The following is a 16,149-nucleotide window of genomic DNA, read 5'->3' as shown; positions in this document are numbered from 1 at the left end:
GTTATAATCAAAAACTAAGAGGAGGTACCGATGGCAGTCCCAAAACGAAAAACTTCTAAATCTCGCAAAAACAAGCGACGGGCACACCACGCTATTAAGTTGCCTAACCTAGTCAACGTTAGCGGCACAAAAGTACCCCACCGCTTGGTCAAGTACCAAAAAAGAACCGACCTTCATAAAACTAACGATTAATTTTTTTGTTTACCATCCACCGGGTTCACCCGGGGATGGTTTTCTTTAGCGGCTTAAAAAAACTCGTCTCTCCCAAAAAACTCGCTATAATGTGAGTGGTGATTTGTGGTAGAAAGTGGTAAATATGTTCGGTAACTTTGAACGGTCACTTGATCAAAAAAAGCGGGTAATCGTTCCGGTGAAGCTCCGTCAGGAACTCGGAATGGTTTTTTACGCTACAATCGGACCCGACAAAGTACTCGAACTACGCGACGCCGACTCGTTCAATTTGTGGAAAAGCAAATTACTTGGCAACAACATGCTTAACTCTAAGGCGCGAATTTTCGCCCGGCTTTTGCTGGGTAACACCGCCGAGTTGAATGTTGACGGTCAAGGTCGAGTCATGTTGCCCGACCACTTGATCCAAGGAGCGCAAATCACCAGGGACGTTGTTTTCGTCGGAGTTGGTAACAAAGTTGAACTTTGGCCAGCCGAGACGTTTAAAAAGTTCCAAAAAGACCACAGTGGTGGAAAATCGCTTGAGGAGTTAGCTCAAAAACTGTTGGAAGATGGCGGTCAGTTCTAATTCAGAGCATGTTCCGGTTTTGCTGGATAAAGTTCTGAGCGAACTAGCCATCAAACCAACGGGAATTTACTTAGACTTAACTCTTGGTCGGGGCTCTCATGCTCAGGCCATCTTAGCCAGACTTGATCAGGCGGGATTGTTAATCGGTTTTGACAAAGACTTGCAGGCAATTGAGTTTTGCCAGCGCAGACTAAGTCAAGAAAACCGCACTAACTTCCGACTTGTACACCGAGATTTTCGTTATCTTAACGAAGAACTTGATCGGCTTGGCGTTGGTAAGGTTGACGGTATTTTGGCTGATTTAGGCGTATCTTCCCCACAGTTTGACCAGGCCCACCGCGGATTCTCCTATTCCAAAGCCGCCCGGCTTGACATGCGAATGGACCAAAGTCAAACGCTTGATGCTCACCAAATTGTCAACCACTCGAGCGCCAATCAGTTAGCGCAATTGTTCCGGAATAACGCAGATGTAAAACTCGCTCACCGAGTTGCGAATGCGCTGGTAGCAAAGCGACCAATTGAAACTACGCTTGAGTTAGCGAGAATTGTTAGGGAGTCGCTGCCCGCTCCGTTAGTGCGCCGGAAAAATGTCGTTCGACAAGTTTTCCAAGCGCTAAGAATTGCGGTCAACGATGAACTAGGCGGGCTCAAAAGCATGTTAGAGCAAGCTACCAAACGTCTTAATCCTCAGGGCAGGTTGCTTGTGATCACGTTTCATTCTTGTGAAGATCGAATAGTTAAACGTGAATTTAGCGCTTTGACCGACCAAGAAAACAACAAATTACCGGTTGTTCAAACTACGAACTACCGCGCCAAAAGTTTCCGACCGGAACCGAGTGAAATAACCAAAAACAAACGGTCCCGTTCGGCTCGTCTCCGTGTTTTAATTAACACCAAGCAACCTAAGAATAAACATGAAACGCAACATCATCACTAACTTTTTAATTCAGAAAGATGCAATCGGCATCCAAGTTTACGAGAAATTGCCAACCGCAACGGTTGAACTCTTTAACGCTCGGTCTACTTGGGTCGATTACCACCTTTTCATTAAGGATACTTTGCGATCCGTTGAGAAATCAGTTGGTGGCAAAATCTCTCGTGTTTCAATTATTCTTGACCCGTTTGATGAAGTGGAGCAACAAATTAACTTAACTAGCCAGTCGATTAAAATTCCTAACGGACTTGTGCAACGGCAAGACATTGATAACTTGCTGGCACTAGTTCGTGAGAAAAACACGACTAGTCAGCGAGCGTTGATTTTAGTTCAACCACTTCGTTTTCAGGTTCACGATGTAGTGGTCAAAAATTACAACAGTGCACCTCTCAATAAACGCGGTCAAAAACTGACTGCCATTCTGGCGCTGACAACAATTAGTCGGCAAATTGAAAGTTTTATCAACAAACTTGTTCAAGTCCACGAACTAAAAATTAACCAAATTGTTTTGACTCCCCAAGCTCGCGCTTTAGCTAGTGCGTCCGATGGAGCTCAATCGCAAGGAGTGGTCACCTTAGATTTAAGTGGTAAACACACCTACTTAACTTTAATTAAAAACCACGCCGTAGTTTTGATGCTCCGGTTAGACCAAAGCGGTTACCTAAGTTGACTGGAAACGCTCAGCCAAAAGCTTGCTTATGAAACTGAGCAAATCGAGCGACTTTTATTAGTTAACATTGATTTAGCAAGGAAAGAGTCATCTCAGTCGATTGCTCTTACCCAAGATCAACCTGGACTAACAAGCAGTTGGTTAAACCATTTTTGCCAAATCCGCCTCGCTCGAATTCTTTTAGTCGTTCGCGGCTACTTAGAAAAAAAGTTAGGTTCACGGTATTTGGATCTTCCGTTTGTCATCGTTGGTAAGGCAAGCATTTTAGAGGGTTTGGAGGAATTTGCCCGTCAAAGACTAGGGCAACAAAACGTGTCAGCTTACGCTCCCATGACGTTCGTGGAGCGAAACGCTCACAACCTGCCTAGTCTAGGACTAATCAAACTAATGGAGAAGAGTGATCAAATTAGCGGTGTTCATTATGATACAATCGTGGAAACAAATCCCGACTTGCTAAGCGACTTTAAGTTAGTTAGTCAAAAAGGTAAGGGGATTTGAAATCGCATCTACCAGTGAATTGGAGGAAGAAATGGATGAAACTAAACAGCATTTAGATTCAATCGTCAAAATCAAAGTAATCGGAGTTGGAGGAGGTGGCAGCAACACGATTCATTCCATGATTCAAGAAGGAATTCAAGGGGTGGATTTTATTGTCGCTAACACCGATCAACAAGCTCTTAACTCCTCGATTGCAAACGATCGATTGACGCTTGGCAAAAGTGCCCGTGGTTTAGGCGCCGGAGCTAATCCGGAAGAAGGACACCGGGCAGCGATGGAAAGTGAGTCGGAAATTCGCGACCTACTGGAAGGCGCAGACATGGTCATTATTGCATCGGGTATGGGAGGCGGCACTGGAACTGGCGCATCGCCAGTAATCGCCAAGGTCGCCAAAGGGCTCGGAGCACTCACAATCGGGATCGTAACGACACCTTTTGCTTTTGAGGGAACTAAGCGGATTGACAACGCGAAAGTAGGATTAGATAACTTACGCGCCGAAGTCGATTCGCTAATTGTCGTTTCTAACGACAAACTACTTCAACAGTTTGGCAGCATTTCGTTAAAAGATTCTTTTATGTACGCTGACAAAGTGCTTAAGCAAACTGTCCGCACGATTACCGACTTAATTGCGCTTCCGGCGCTAATTAACTTAGACTTTGCCGATGTGACGACCGTCATGCGCAACAAAGGTCCAGCCTTGATCGGAATTGGTAAAGCAAACGGTCAAGACAAAGCGATTAAAGCCGCTACTCACGCCATTTCCAGTCCGATTCTAGAAGCTTCGATTTTCGGAGCCCAAGATGCGATTATTAACATCTCCGGTGGCGACATCACTCTTGATGAAGCTAACAAAGCCGTTGAGACGATCAAAAAAGCCGCTGGTGACGAATTGAACATCATTTTCGGTGTTTCAATCGTTGAAAGTCTTGGTAACGACATCCAAGTTTCCGTGATAGCAACTGGTCTAAAACAGCAAAAACCGCTCACTCAGGAACAAATCAAGCACCAAGTGTCGCAAGTTCTGGACACAATTGACCTTGATTTTGAAGACGAGGGAACGCGTGAATTGCTGGTTAAAGACCCGTTCCCGGAAAGTGCTAAAATGCACATTAGCGAAGAAACGCGTGTTAAACCGGTCAGCGCCGATGACTCACTTGAGCTAGTCGATGAAGACGAGACTGATGACTTGCCGAGTTTTTTGCGTCGGTAAAGTCCAGATGATCAAGAAGTAAGGCCAACTAGTTGGTTGCGAATTGGTCGGATTTGAAAACGCAAATACTCGTTTGTTAGTGAAACTAACTGCTAACCACCCTCCCGGGTGGTTTTATTTTGCGCGGCTTTGTTTACAATTAGACTATGGACTGACCCAAAGTTTTAATTGAGGAAGGTCAAGCGATTTTAGACTCGCTTGATTGGAACGAACCAATTACTCCTCAACGCGAGCAAGTGCTCAGTTTTTTTAAGCTTGAACCCGACAAAATAAAAGTGGTTATTCTTGGCCAAGACCCTTACCCCACGCCGGAAGTAGCTAACGGATGAGCTTTTGCCGTTAATTCTTACGCGCCGATCCCGGCCTCGCTCAGCAACATTTTCCAAGAGATTCGGCAAGTGCAAGGCAAAGTTTACGCTGACCGAACGCTTAGACATTGAATTAGGCAGGGCGTTTTGTTACTTAACACTTCGCTGACTACTCGCGTGCACATGCCTAACAGTCACAAACACATTTGACAAGGTTTTACCGAAAAAGTGATTCGTTGACTCGACAAAAGTCAAGCACCAATTTGGGTGCTCTGGGGTAACGAAGCAAAAAACTACCGCCGAATTATTAGCAGTCAAGCAATCGTTGACGCTCACCCGTCGCCGCTTAGTTTTAAGTACCGCCGCCAACACACTTTCCAGGAGCTCGCTCGTCTGACTGACATTACTTGATAAGGTATAATTTGAGCATGAAAAAAACCGCCAAAATTTTAGTTTTAGCCGCCACAGGTTTTGAAGACATTGAATTAATCACGAGCGTGGACGTTTTTTGCCGGGCTGGTTTTCAGGTCAGCATCGTATCGCCCGAGGACAAAGAGTTAGTCAAAGGTAAGTACGTGGCTCAAGTTGTCAGTCAGAAAATGTCCAGCATTGACCAGTGAGACCAGTTTGACGCTTTGGTCATTCCGGGCGGACCAGGTCACGCCGTTTTGCTCAAAAATGCCAAAGTGCTTAGTTTGATTAAACGTTTTAACGCCAGCAACAAACTGATTGGAGCAATTTGTGCCGCTCCCCAGCTGCTTGTTAAAGCCGAAATTATTCAAGGACGCGCCATCACTGCCTACCCAGGTTATGGACTAACTAAGTTCAACAAAAAAACCGCGCTGGAAATAGCGGAGAACTTAATTACCGCGCGCGATTTTGAACAAAGTTTGGCTTTTGCCCGTGCGATTGTGAAGGCGCTGGGCGGTCACTTTGAAGTTTAGTTGAGACGTTTTTCGTCAAAGACAAACTCGCTGTTAAGTGTTTTGACCACGTACTGGGTTTGTTCTTTTATTTCATTGCTAATGATTTTACGAGCTAAATCGGATTCTAAGTTTTTGACGATGTAACGTTTAATTGGCCGTGCGCCAAAAAGCGGGTCATAACCTTCGCTGGCGATTTTATCAACTACCCCCGCGTCAAACTCGAGCAAAATGTTTCTGTCGGCTAGACGTTTGGATAACTTTTCTAGTTCAACCACCGTTATTTGCCGAACCGCTTCCTCGTCTAAAGCGTTAAAGACCACGATTTCGTCCACTCGGTTAATAAATTCGGGTCTGAGAAATTTGTAGAGCAATTTAGTAACTTGCTCGTTTTTTTTGCCCTCTAAAATGTCAAGCGATCCGATGTTAGTTGTCATGATTATAATTGTATTTTTGAAGTCAACCACTTTGCCTTTACCGTCAGTTAACCGGCCATCGTCTAAGACTTGCAGCAAAATGTTTAATACTTCGGGGTGAGCTTTTTCAATTTCATCAAGCAAAATGAGCGAGTAGGGTCTGAGTCTAACTGCTTCGGTCAATTGACCACCTTGGTCAAAACCAATGTAGCCTGGAGGAGCACCGACTAGACGTGAAACGGCGTGTTTTTCCATGTACTCTGACATGTCTAACCGAATCATGCTTTTTTCGGTGTCAAAAAGTTCAAAAGCCAGTGCCCGAGCCACTTCGGTTTTACCAACGCCAGTTGGTCCCATAAAAATAAACGAACCGATTGGTTTGTTAGGGTCATTCACGTTTGCTCGCGAACGTAAGATAGCGTCGTTGACTAGTCTAAGCGCGTTAGTTTGGCCTTTGATCCGTTGGGCCAGGTGTTTTTCCAAAGTTAGTAGTTTTTCGCGTTGACCTTGCAGCAGTTTAGTAATTGGAATGCCTGTTCACTTAGCGACTACGTTAGCAATTTCTTCCTCGTCTACATCTTCTTTAATCATCGAGTTTTCGCGTTGCCCGGCTTGCTCCTCAGCTTTTTGGAGTTTTTTCTCCCAGTCAGGAATTTCTTTGTAAAGCAAGATTGAAGCTTTTTCAAACTCTCCTTCGGCTTGGTAGCGTTGCTGCTGAGTTTTGAGTTGCTCAACTTTTTCTTTGTATTTACCGATGTCACGGAGAATTTCTTTCTCGCGATTCCAAGCGCTCCGAAGCGCCTTAACTTCTTTTTCGGTTTCCCCAATCCGATCTTTAATTTCGCCGAGTCTTTCGCGGGACTTAGGATCTTTTTCGCTGGAAAGAGCGACTTTCTCCATCTCTAGCATTGCTAAGCGCTGCTCAACTTTTTCTAGGTTCTCTGGTTTTGAGTTCATTTCGGTTTGGATCGCAGCGGCTGCTTCGTCAACTAAGTCAATCGCTTTATCTGGCAAGAAACGGTCGGAAATGTAACGACTTGAAAGTTTAACGGCTGTCACTAAGGCGTTGTCATGAATTCTCACCCCGTGGTAAGACTCAAAGCGATCTTTGAGTCCTCGCAAAATGGTGACAGTTTCTTCCTCGGAAGGTTCGGCGATGTAAACTTTTTGGAGACGACGTTCTAGAGCCGGGTCTTGTTCGATGTACTTACGGTGTTCGTCTAGCGTAGTTGCACCGATTAGACGCATTTCTCCGCGGGCTAACATCGGCTTGATAATTTGGGCGGCATCCATTCCGCCTTGGGCGTTTTTACCCGTTCCGACAATCATGTGGATTTCGTCAATGAAAAGAATTAAGTTGCCTTGAGCCTCCTTAATTTCTTTCATGAGCGATTTGAGTCTTTTTTCGAACTGACCTTGGAAAGAAGCGCCAGCGATTAAAGCGGGGATGTCAATTTCAATCACTTCTTTGTCTTTCAAGTTTTCCGGCACATCGCCGCTGAGAATTTTTTGGGCTAGTCCTTCAGCGATGGCAGTTTTTCCGACTCCGGGCTCCCCGACTAAAACGGGATTATTTTTGGTTTTCCGTGACAAAATCCGGATGATACGACGAATTTCGTCGTCCCGGCCAATGACCGGATCCAATTTGCCACGAGCTGCTTCGTCGGTTAAGTTGCGTCCGAAGTCTTTGAGTGGGTTGTTAGACTCTTGGGTAGGGTTAAAACTAAATTCCATGCGATCTCCTTGCTAGTTCAATTATAGCATGTCTAGCACTCTAAGGTGTCAAGTGCTAAAATACTCGTTCAGATTCATTGGAATTATAAGTTATTCCTTAGCCCGCTCAGTTAGTTTATAATGCAGGCACTGCGCTTGGAAGTTATGAAAAAGTCCCCAAATTCACTCTCAGATTGAAAAACTACGCTCTTAATGCCAAGGAGCGATTTTTCTTTGCGGGCTAACCTTACTCACGAAGAACCGCGTTGGCGCGAGTTTTGGAAAAAGGAGCAGATTTACAAGCGTGCCTTGAAACAAAACGCTGGTCAAGGTCAGTTTGTTTTACACGATGGTCCGCCTTATGCGAACGGTTCAATTCACCTTGGTCACGCGCTCAACAAAATTCTCAAAGACATTGTTTTAAGAAACAAAACTTTAGAGGGTTATGCGACTCCTTTTGTTGCGGGTTGAGACACCCATGGTCTGCCAATTGAAAACCAAGTTTTAACTAAGACTGCTCACGATCGTCAAGCAATTGCACCAGTTAAAATCCGCCAACTCGCTCAAGCTTACGCTCAGGAGCAAATTCAAATTCAGAAAAAGCAGTTTGAAACTTTGCAGCTCTTGCCCGACCTAGACGATTTTTACCAGACCGATGATTCGGTTTATCAAGCCCGCCAACTAGAAGTTTTTGCCAAAATGGTGCAAGACAAGTTAGTTTTCCAAGCGCTCAAACCGATTTATTGGTCCCCTTCTTCGCAAAGCGCTTTAGCCGAGGCTGAAATTGTTTATAAGCAAGTTAGTTCGCCGGAAATTTACGTGGCTCTTAGCGTTTTAAAAGGCAACCAAAAAGTTCCGTCTCAAACAAAACTGTTGCTGATGAGCACCACGCCTTGAACTTTGCCAGCTAACAGCGCCTTGGCTGTCGGCGCCAAAATAATCTACTCCCTTGTCCAAGTTGACCAGCAGTCTTTTTTACTAGCCAAAGATTGCTTGGAAAAAGTGGTCGAGTTAGCTGGTTGAAAAAATTACCGCGTTAGTCAAACTTTAAGCGGCGAGCAATTGGTTGATCTAACTTACCAAAGACCTTTTAGCGAGCGGAGCGGACCAGTGGTTTTGAGCGATCACGTTGATGCCAAGGAAGGAACAGGTCTAGTTCACCTTGCTCCTCTTTTTGGCGTGGAGGACTACGAGCTGGGTCAAAAATACGGTCTTGAGATGATTATGCACTTAGACGACCAAGGTCTTATTAACCAAGCTAGTCCAATTGCGCAAGGTCAGTTTTACCTCAAAGCTAATCCGCTAATTTGTCAGTTTTTACGAGAGAGATCTCAACTATTAGCCGAGCGAGCAATTACCCACTCTTATCCCCACGACTGGCGAACGCATCAACCAGTCATTTACCGGGCAACCAAACAGTGGTTTGTTAACTTAGCACCGCTCAAAGTCCGGATCAAAAAAGCGCTAGTCGGAGTTAAGGGTTACCCTGGGTGAGCAACCGAGCGACTGTCAACTATGGCTCTGGCCCGCCAGACTTGGACGATTTCGCGTCAAAGAAGTTGAGGTGTGCCGCTAAGCATTTTTTACGACCGCGAAGGTCAGCCCGTTTTTGAACCGGCTATTTTTAAACACATCGTTAAATTAGTTGCCCAGCACGGCAGTCAAATTTGATGGGAATGACCAAACGAGAAACTGGTCCCAACCGCTTGGACTGAGCGGGCTAAAAGTTGAAAAAAAGAAACTGACATTATGGACGTTTGGTTTGACTCGGGGACTTCGTTTCGCCTACCATCTTTAAATGGCAGGCCAGCTGATCTTTGCTTGGAAGGCGCCGACCAGTTTCGCGGTTGGTTTAATTCCTCGCTCGTTAACAGCGTTGCTTTTGCTAATCAAACTCCTTTTAAAAAGATTATTTCGCACGGCTTTGTTCTCGACCAGCGCGGCGTTAAAATGGCTAAGTCGCTGGGCAACGTGATTGATCCAGCCAAGATCGTCGCTCGTTACGGAGCCGAAATTCTGAGACTTTGGGTGGCACTGAGCGAGTACGGCGCGGACGTGAGCGTCTCTGAACCAATTCTAGAGCAAGTCGCAACTTTTTACCGGGGACTGAGAAGCAAAATTAAATTTATGCTCGGCGTTTTGTTTGACTTTGTTTGAAAGCCCGCGACCAAACCGACTTACAGCGAACTAGACCGGTTAGTTTTAGTAAAGTTGGCTGACCTTAAAAAATCGGTCCAGCGCGAATACCAAGCTAGTCGCTTTAACCAAGTTGTTAATTTAGTCAACCTCTTTGTGCTAGAACTTTCCTCGTACTACTTGGAAGTTTCGAAGGACGCTCTTTACGCCAATGCGGCCAACGACCCCGAGCGTAGAGCGATCCAGAGCGTTATTTACCAGGTGCTAATTTTTGTTTTGCAAGCACTCGCTCCGGTTTTACCAACTACTTGCGAGCAAGCTTACCAGGCTTACCGCTTTGACCAGCAGAAAACGTCGATCTTCCTCACCAAAATTGATTACCAAAGCAAAGTTTTACCAGCTGACCTCAAACGTTTTAAGCAGTTTTTTGAACTGAAAGATTTAGTGTTTAAAATGGTTGAAGAAGCTAAGCAAGCGGGTCAAATCGGTCGCAGTTACGCCGCCCGGGTAACCTTGGAGAGAAAGTGACCCGAGTTAGAAAATTGGGATTTAGCCAAACTTTTAATGGTCGGACAAGTAGTCTGGGGCAAAAATAACCAAGTTGATACTTTTGAATCGGTCAAGTGCGTTCGTTGCTGGAACCATTATTTACCCGATCAGGTTAACGAGGAAAGTCTTTGCCAGCGCTGCCAAGAAGTTTTAGTTTTACAAGGTGCCAGCAGAGTATAATTTGTACATGGCATTTTTCCCTAACATCACAACTTCAAACCCCAAACGTCGTCGTCGACTAATAAACCTACTTATCATTTTGGTAGTCAGCGGCGCTTTGATCGCCCTTGACCAATGGTTAAAATGATTTGTTTTTAAGAACCCTATTTTTAACGGAGAAGAACGTTCGTTAGGTTGAATCGGTTTTCGACGAGTTAAACATCCCAACTCAAGTTTGTTTAACTGACTCCAAATCCAAGTTCCGCCAGCGGCTTTTGCGGGAGTCGGAACAGCTCTTGCCTTGCTGGTGTTTTTAATTGCCGTTTTAAATCGCCGCAAAATCGTGGCTTTTTGTTTAGCGATCACCTTAGCGGGACTTTTAGGTAACACGCTAGACTGGTACATATTTGGATATGTGCGAGACGTGATTTACACCCCTTGGGCTGACCGGGGAACTTTTAACATTGCCGACGTTTTAATTGTGGGCGGCGCTGTCAGCACAGTCGCAGTAACGATAACGTGCGAAATTATCGCTTCGGTTCGTAACCGCGCGGTCGTCTAACTGTTAGTGCCAAGAGGTGGTTTGTGAAACGTAAAACTGACCGAGACGTTGAGACGATTATTGAGGCCGAAGAGAAACGTCAAAACGTTGAAATTGAACTAATTGCTTCGGAAAATTACGTTTCCAAGGCAGTGCTCACTGCCGTAGGCAGCGTTTTTACTAATAAGTACGCGGAAGGCTACCCGGGCCGGCGTTATTACGGCGGAACAACCCAAGCCGACAAGATCGAACTTTTAGCGATTGAGAGACTACGCAAACTTTTTGGTGTTGATTACGCTAACGTCCAACCTCACTCGGGTACTCAAGCCAACAACGCGGCTTACCTTGCGTTAATTAAACCAGGCCAAAAAATTCTCGGTTTAGCGCTTGACGCGGGCGGTCACCTTTCGCACGGCTACCGCGCCAACTTTTCTGGTCTTTACTACCAAGCCGTTAGCTACGACGTGAATGACCAGGGTTTGCTTGATTACGATCAAATCGCCCAAATTGCTCACCGTGAAAAACCGGCTTTGATTGTGGCTGGCTACTCGGCCTATCCGCGTCAAATTGACTGAGCTCGTTTTCGTCAAATTGCTGACCAGGTTGGCGCTTACCTCGTGGCTGATATCGCCCACATTGCCGGCCTAGTTGCCACCGGAGCCCATCCTAGTCCCGTTGGTCATGCCCACGTAATTACTTCCACGACCCACAAAACTTTGCGCGGTGCTCGCGGCGGAGTAATCATGACTAACGATTCCGAATTAGCCCGTAAAATTGACCGGGCAGTCTTCCCGTTTTTGCAGGGCGGTCCTCTGATGCACGCTGTCGCCGGTAAAGCAGTCACTTTTGGCGAAGCGCTTTTGCCCGGCTACCGAACTTACATTCAAAGAGTTGTCGAAAACGCCCAAGTGTTAGCTCAGACTTTAACTAAGTTGGGAGCAAAAGTGGTCACGGGCGGAACTGACACTCACTTACTGACAGTTGACGTTAAAAAGTCTTACGGACTAACTGGTCAAAAAGCGGCTGTTCTTCTAGAGGAGCACGGCATCATCGCTAACAAAAACATGGTGCCAAACGACAGCGAGTCACCAACGGTTACTTCCGGAGTTCGTCTGGGCACGCCGGCGATGACAACGCGCGGGTTTGGCGCGGCTGAGTTTGAAAAACTGGCTCACCTAATTGACCAAGTTTGACGTGGTCACTCATCGGGCGTGAGTCAAAAGGTTGATGATTTGGCCAGACGCTTCCCGGTTCCAGACACGTTTTTTTAACTCATTATCAACTTCCAATTCAGGATTGAAAAGGACGATTTTTAAAGTTAGAAAAGTCGCTTCAATAGGTTAAATTTCCAACTGGCGTGATTATTTCGCTTGATGTATAATGTATCTCGTATGACTAGTACATACGATAACAAAAATCCATCATCAGGATTCCGAGCAAAAATCTCGTCCTTTTTTGATTGACAGTTCATCAAAAAATCGATTAGATTAATGCTGCCTGTGGTTATCCAATCAATTTTTATTGCGGGAATCAACATGGTTGACACGATGTTTATTTCCAACTTGATTGGTGAAGACGCCACGGCGGGAGTCGGCTCTTCCAACGCCGTCTTTCAACTTATCCTGTTCACGGTCATTTCGGCCTGTGTGGCGGGAGGTATTTTTACCGGTCAGTATTTCGGTGCTAAAAATACTCCCAAAGTCCGTGAAACGGTAAGCTGGAAAATTGTGATTGGAACTTCAATCGCCCTTGTTCTAACCGGGGTGCTAACGGCAGCAGCCTTAGCTCCTCAAAACGACCAAGGGCTTTTTTACTTTTTCCTCTCAAACAACGGAGGGCCAAACAGCGCGGCGATTAAACACGCTAAAGAGTATTGAGCGCTTGTTTCGTGGTCATTTGTGTTGCTGGGTCTAGTTTTACCGATCCAGTTTACTTTCGTTGAATGAGGTAAGCCGCTTATCCCGATGATTGTCTCAGGAACTGCCTTTATCATTAACAGTACGCTCAATCCACTGTTTATGACGGGCTACAACGGGTTGATCAAAAATTGGAGGTTTGACAACTACATTTCCGGTGACGCGGTTCGCCGGTACATTGAAGGTGCTTTAGAAAATTGGGAACAAATTAACCGCGACATTCAAAACGGTATTAATGTTCCCGCTGATATTGCTGGTTTAACTCCTGAACAAATTAAGGAAGAATCAGCCAACATTTGGTCTATCGTAGATGGCCGGGGAACCGACACTAGCTGGAACACAGTTTGAGGACAACTCAGCGAAAACCAGCGCGTTGTCGTAGTGGACTTGGCGCTTTGAAACGTGCCTGGTGCGATTTTACGTAACGAAGACATCGTTAAATACGGTCTAAGCGCTGCCGAGGTCAATAACATTGAACAGCTGCGCGATAACATTGTGAGCGTAACCAGCGGCGGAGAGGGACTAAACATCCTAATGCCTAAAGCTGGCCAAGCCGCAACTGGACAATTGGAAGGTATGGACTACGGCTTAATTGAGTACGACGGCCACAACCCAGTCTTCCGGGTAACTCAGTGGGGTATGGGTGTTAAAGGAGCCGCTTGGGGAACAATTACCTCAAGGGTCTTTGAAGCCGCAACCTACGTTGGTCTTTGTTTTGCGATGCCAAGCGTTCGTCACGCTTTCAGTCCGTTCTCACGTGACCAAGTTCTTTCCAAAGATCTATTCGTGAAAGTGCTTGGAAACTTTGGCAAAATTGCCTTCTCGGACGTATTGTTTTCACTGTCTCTAGCGCTTGTTCAAATCGTGATGATTAAACTGGGAGGTCCAACTTCCGGAGACTTAGGTATGAAAGCGATCGTGATTACGATGACGATTGTCAACCTATTCTTCGCGATTTTCCAAGGTTACCGGACTCTGATTCCTTACTATGTCGGAACACGTCTTGGAGCTGGTGACCCCGAAGGCGCTAAACTTGCCTTCAAACGCTTCTGCGGAATGGTGCTAATGATATCTTTCATTTTAGCGCTCATGCTTCTTATGATTGGTATTTTCGGAATGGGACCAATTTTCCGTCTCCCAGCCGGCAGCATGCTACTCTTCTACACCCAGTGGCACACCGTCTGACACGCGTTTGGATTCTTCTTCCTATCGTTCACGATGGTCTTCCTATCGGTTCTACGGGTAGGCGGAAGAGCGATGCTTTCTTCGGTTCTAGACGTTATATCGGCTTATGTGTTTATCGTCGGATGATTCTTGATTTCGCTTGGAATTAGTTCGGCTACCTTGCCGATTGATCCGGAAACCGGAGTCAAAGCGATTAACTGAACTGGAGTAACCGTTGCGCTAGTTGGAAACGGCTTCGGTGAGTTAATGAAGTGCATCGTGCTTGGAATCGCTGTTTACCGCGTTGACTGAGCTCGAACACTAGTTTAGACTACCGCTACTAATAAAAGTTCTGCTCCTGAGCGAGTGGAACTTTTTATTTTGTATAATGGAAAAGTTGTTTTGACAGAAAGGTTAAATCGCAATGAATATATATTTTGAATTGTTTGGAATCATCGGAGGAATTTTGGTGACGATTTCTTTCTTACCTAACGCCATCCGCACGATTCAAACCAAACAAACTGCCAACTTATCGCTTTCGCAGTACTTGATTTTTCACTTAGGAGCTCTCTTTTTCATGATTTACGGTATCGTCCTTCTAATTGCTAACGGTCCCGGTGCCTACGGAGCTTACGGATTAATCGTTTCTAACGCGATCGCTTTGTTGATGAATTCCATCGTAATTTTCTACATTTTCCGTAATCGTCGCATTTAGTTGGTCGGCAACTTTTGGAAATCTTTTTTCCAGTGGCTTTTTGTTTATAATTTCATCGGTAAAGAGTTGACTAACCGTTGGCGGTTGTCCACTGGTTTTTTGGGGGCTCACAGGCCCAACACAAAACTTCTTTACCTATCCGCCGCAAATACTTAAGTTAGGCGGGTAGATCCATTGCAAAGGAAGCAAAAGTGAAAAAAGGTTTTATTGTTAAAGGTCACATCGTTTACACTTCAAAACCGAGTCAGTTTGAACTAATCGAAAATGGCCACATTGTCGTAGAAGACGATGTCATCAAAGCAGTTGGCAAGGACATCCCTTCCCAGTATCATTCTTACCCCGTGAGCGACTACAAAGACAAGTTAATTATTCCTGGTCTAGTTGACACTCACATCCACGCTCCGCAGTTTACTAACCGCGGACTAGGTCTTGACAAAGAACTTTTGCCTTGGCTGGAAACTTACACTTTCCCCGAGGAAGCTAAGTTCAAAGATTTGAACTACGCTCGCAAAGTTTACAACGACTTTATTACGACCCTTTGAAAAAACGGCGTAACTTCCAGCGTTGTGTTTAACACCATCCACAAGGATGCGACTAAACTGCTGTTAGACATGTTTAAAAAATCTGGTCTTTCATCCTTGGTCGGAAAAGTTAACATGGACATTAACTCGCCTGATAACTTGGTTGAAAAAACTGAGGATTCTTTGCGTGACACCGAGGAAATTATTAAGGAATACCACGGTAAACACCCGCTAGTTAATCCAATCATTACTCCGCGTTTTGTGCCGACTTGCTCAGCCAAACTAATGCAAGGACTCGGAGATTTAGCTAAAAAATACCAAGTTCCAGTTCAATCTCACCTTTCCGAAAACAAAGGTGAAGTGGCTTGGGTCAAAGAACTTTTCCCCGATTCACCCGATTACGTATCGGTTTACGAGCGTTTTGGACTACTTGAAACTCCAACAGTGATGGCACACTGCGTTCAATCTAAGCAACCCGAAATTGAGAAACTGAAAAAATACGGCGTAATTGTTTCCCACTGTCCTTACTCAAACTTTAACCTTTTCAGCGGAATCGCTCCAATTCGGCGTTTCTTTGAAAACGGCGTTAAAGTTGGCCTAGGTAGTGACGTTTCCGGTGGACACGACAACTCGCTACTCCACAACATGGTCGCAGCGATCCACGGATCAAAGCTGCTCCAAGCTCACCTAGTTGAGAAAGAAAAAGCACTTACCACTCCGGAAGCGTTTTACTTAGCAACTAAAGGTGGCGGTGAAATGTTTGGTAAAGTTGGTAGTTTTGAACCCGGTTACCGCTTTGACGCTCTAGTAATTGACGACCGCTCACTTGGTCAAAACAAACCACTTGACTTATTTGAACGAATTCAACGTTTTGTTTACATTGGCGACGACCGGAACATCGAAAAAGTTTACGTTGGCGGAAAATTAGTTCCCCAACCCAATTTGTTAGAAAAACCGGTTTACTAACCGGTTATGCCCTGGGCACCGCACTATTTATGTAGTAAAATAGTTAGTGAGTA

Annotated in this window: 14 protein-coding genes; 13 read left to right on the top strand and 1 reads right to left on the bottom strand. The window is 45.3% G+C overall.

What is annotated here, in order from left to right:
- Positions 1-30 precede the first annotated feature (30 nt).
- The 7 genes from rpmF to CSE00_RS00700 all read left to right on the top strand — a co-directional run bounded on the left by rpmF (position 31) and on the right by CSE00_RS00700 (position 5,321).
- Entirely contained in the window at positions 31-192 is a 162-nt protein-coding gene (rpmF, locus tag CSE00_RS00730) for a 50S ribosomal protein L32 (RefSeq protein ID WP_127942688.1), read from the top strand.
- A 124-nt stretch (positions 193-316) separates the two neighbouring features.
- A complete protein-coding gene (locus CSE00_RS00725; protein WP_127942687.1) occupies positions 317-757 on the top strand; it encodes a division/cell wall cluster transcriptional repressor MraZ in 441 nt (146 codons plus the stop codon).
- Positions 741-1,694, top strand: a complete 954-nt coding sequence (gene rsmH, locus CSE00_RS00720) for a 16S rRNA (cytosine(1402)-N(4))-methyltransferase RsmH (RefSeq protein ID WP_127942686.1) — start codon at positions 741-743, stop codon at positions 1,692-1,694. The genes CSE00_RS00725 and rsmH overlap by 17 nt, the downstream gene beginning before the upstream one ends.
- A complete protein-coding gene (locus tag CSE00_RS00715) occupies positions 1,672-2,904 on the top strand; it encodes a hypothetical protein (protein WP_127942685.1) in 1,233 nt (410 codons plus the stop codon). Before rsmH ends, CSE00_RS00715 begins: the two co-directional genes overlap by 23 nt.
- Positions 2,891-4,069, top strand: a complete 1,179-nt coding sequence (gene ftsZ, locus CSE00_RS00710) for a cell division protein FtsZ (RefSeq protein WP_127942684.1) — start codon at positions 2,891-2,893, stop codon at positions 4,067-4,069. The genes CSE00_RS00715 and ftsZ overlap by 14 nt, the downstream gene beginning before the upstream one ends.
- A gap of 146 nt (positions 4,070-4,215) precedes the next feature.
- On the top strand, positions 4,216-4,791 hold the full coding sequence (locus tag CSE00_RS00705; RefSeq protein ID WP_127942683.1) for a uracil-DNA glycosylase: 576 nt from the start codon (positions 4,216-4,218) through the stop codon (positions 4,789-4,791).
- A gap of 14 nt (positions 4,792-4,805) precedes the next feature.
- On the top strand, positions 4,806-5,321 hold the full coding sequence (locus tag CSE00_RS00700) for a DJ-1/PfpI family protein (protein ID WP_127942682.1): 516 nt from the start codon (positions 4,806-4,808) through the stop codon (positions 5,319-5,321).
- Here the strand turns inward: CSE00_RS00700 and CSE00_RS00695 are convergent.
- Positions 5,318-7,450 (bottom strand): AAA family ATPase, encoded by a 2,133-nt coding sequence (locus CSE00_RS00695; RefSeq protein WP_127942681.1) that lies wholly within the window; start codon positions 7,448-7,450, stop codon positions 5,318-5,320. The two genes, CSE00_RS00700 and CSE00_RS00695, sit on opposite strands and share 4 nt — an antisense overlap.
- A 144-nt stretch (positions 7,451-7,594) precedes the next feature.
- Between CSE00_RS00695 and ileS the strand changes: the two genes are divergently transcribed.
- From ileS to guaD, 6 genes are all read left to right on the top strand, one after another.
- Positions 7,595-10,294, top strand: coding sequence for an isoleucine--tRNA ligase (gene ileS / locus CSE00_RS00690; RefSeq protein WP_161565519.1), 2,700 nt, complete (start codon positions 7,595-7,597; stop codon positions 10,292-10,294).
- Between the two features lie 7 nt (positions 10,295-10,301).
- Entirely contained in the window at positions 10,302-10,835 is a 534-nt protein-coding gene (locus CSE00_RS00685) for a signal peptidase II (protein ID WP_127942679.1), read from the top strand.
- Positions 10,836-10,858: 23 nt separating this feature from the next.
- On the top strand, positions 10,859-12,085 hold the full coding sequence (gene glyA / locus CSE00_RS00680) for a serine hydroxymethyltransferase (RefSeq protein ID WP_127942678.1): 1,227 nt from the start codon (positions 10,859-10,861) through the stop codon (positions 12,083-12,085).
- A gap of 120 nt (positions 12,086-12,205) precedes the next feature.
- Positions 12,206-14,224: an MATE family efflux transporter gene (locus CSE00_RS00675; RefSeq protein ID WP_161565518.1), complete on the top strand. Its 2,019-nt coding sequence runs from the start codon at positions 12,206-12,208 to the stop codon at positions 14,222-14,224.
- Positions 14,225-14,318: 94 nt separating this feature from the next.
- Positions 14,319-14,609: a PQ-loop domain-containing transporter gene (locus tag CSE00_RS00670; protein WP_127942676.1), complete on the top strand. Its 291-nt coding sequence runs from the start codon at positions 14,319-14,321 to the stop codon at positions 14,607-14,609.
- Between the two features lie 191 nt (positions 14,610-14,800).
- Positions 14,801-16,096, top strand: a complete 1,296-nt coding sequence (guaD, locus tag CSE00_RS00665; RefSeq protein ID WP_127942675.1) for a guanine deaminase — start codon at positions 14,801-14,803, stop codon at positions 16,094-16,096.
- The last annotated feature ends 53 nt before the right edge of the window (positions 16,097-16,149 follow it).

It is taken from the genome of Mycoplasma sp. ATU-Cv-703 (assembly GCA_004011965.1).
Lineage (GTDB): Bacteria > Bacillota_I > Bacilli_A > Mycoplasmatales > Metamycoplasmataceae > RYZV01.
The sequence above is the reverse complement of the archived record's forward strand: the minus strand, read 5'-3'. Positions and strand labels throughout refer to the sequence as shown.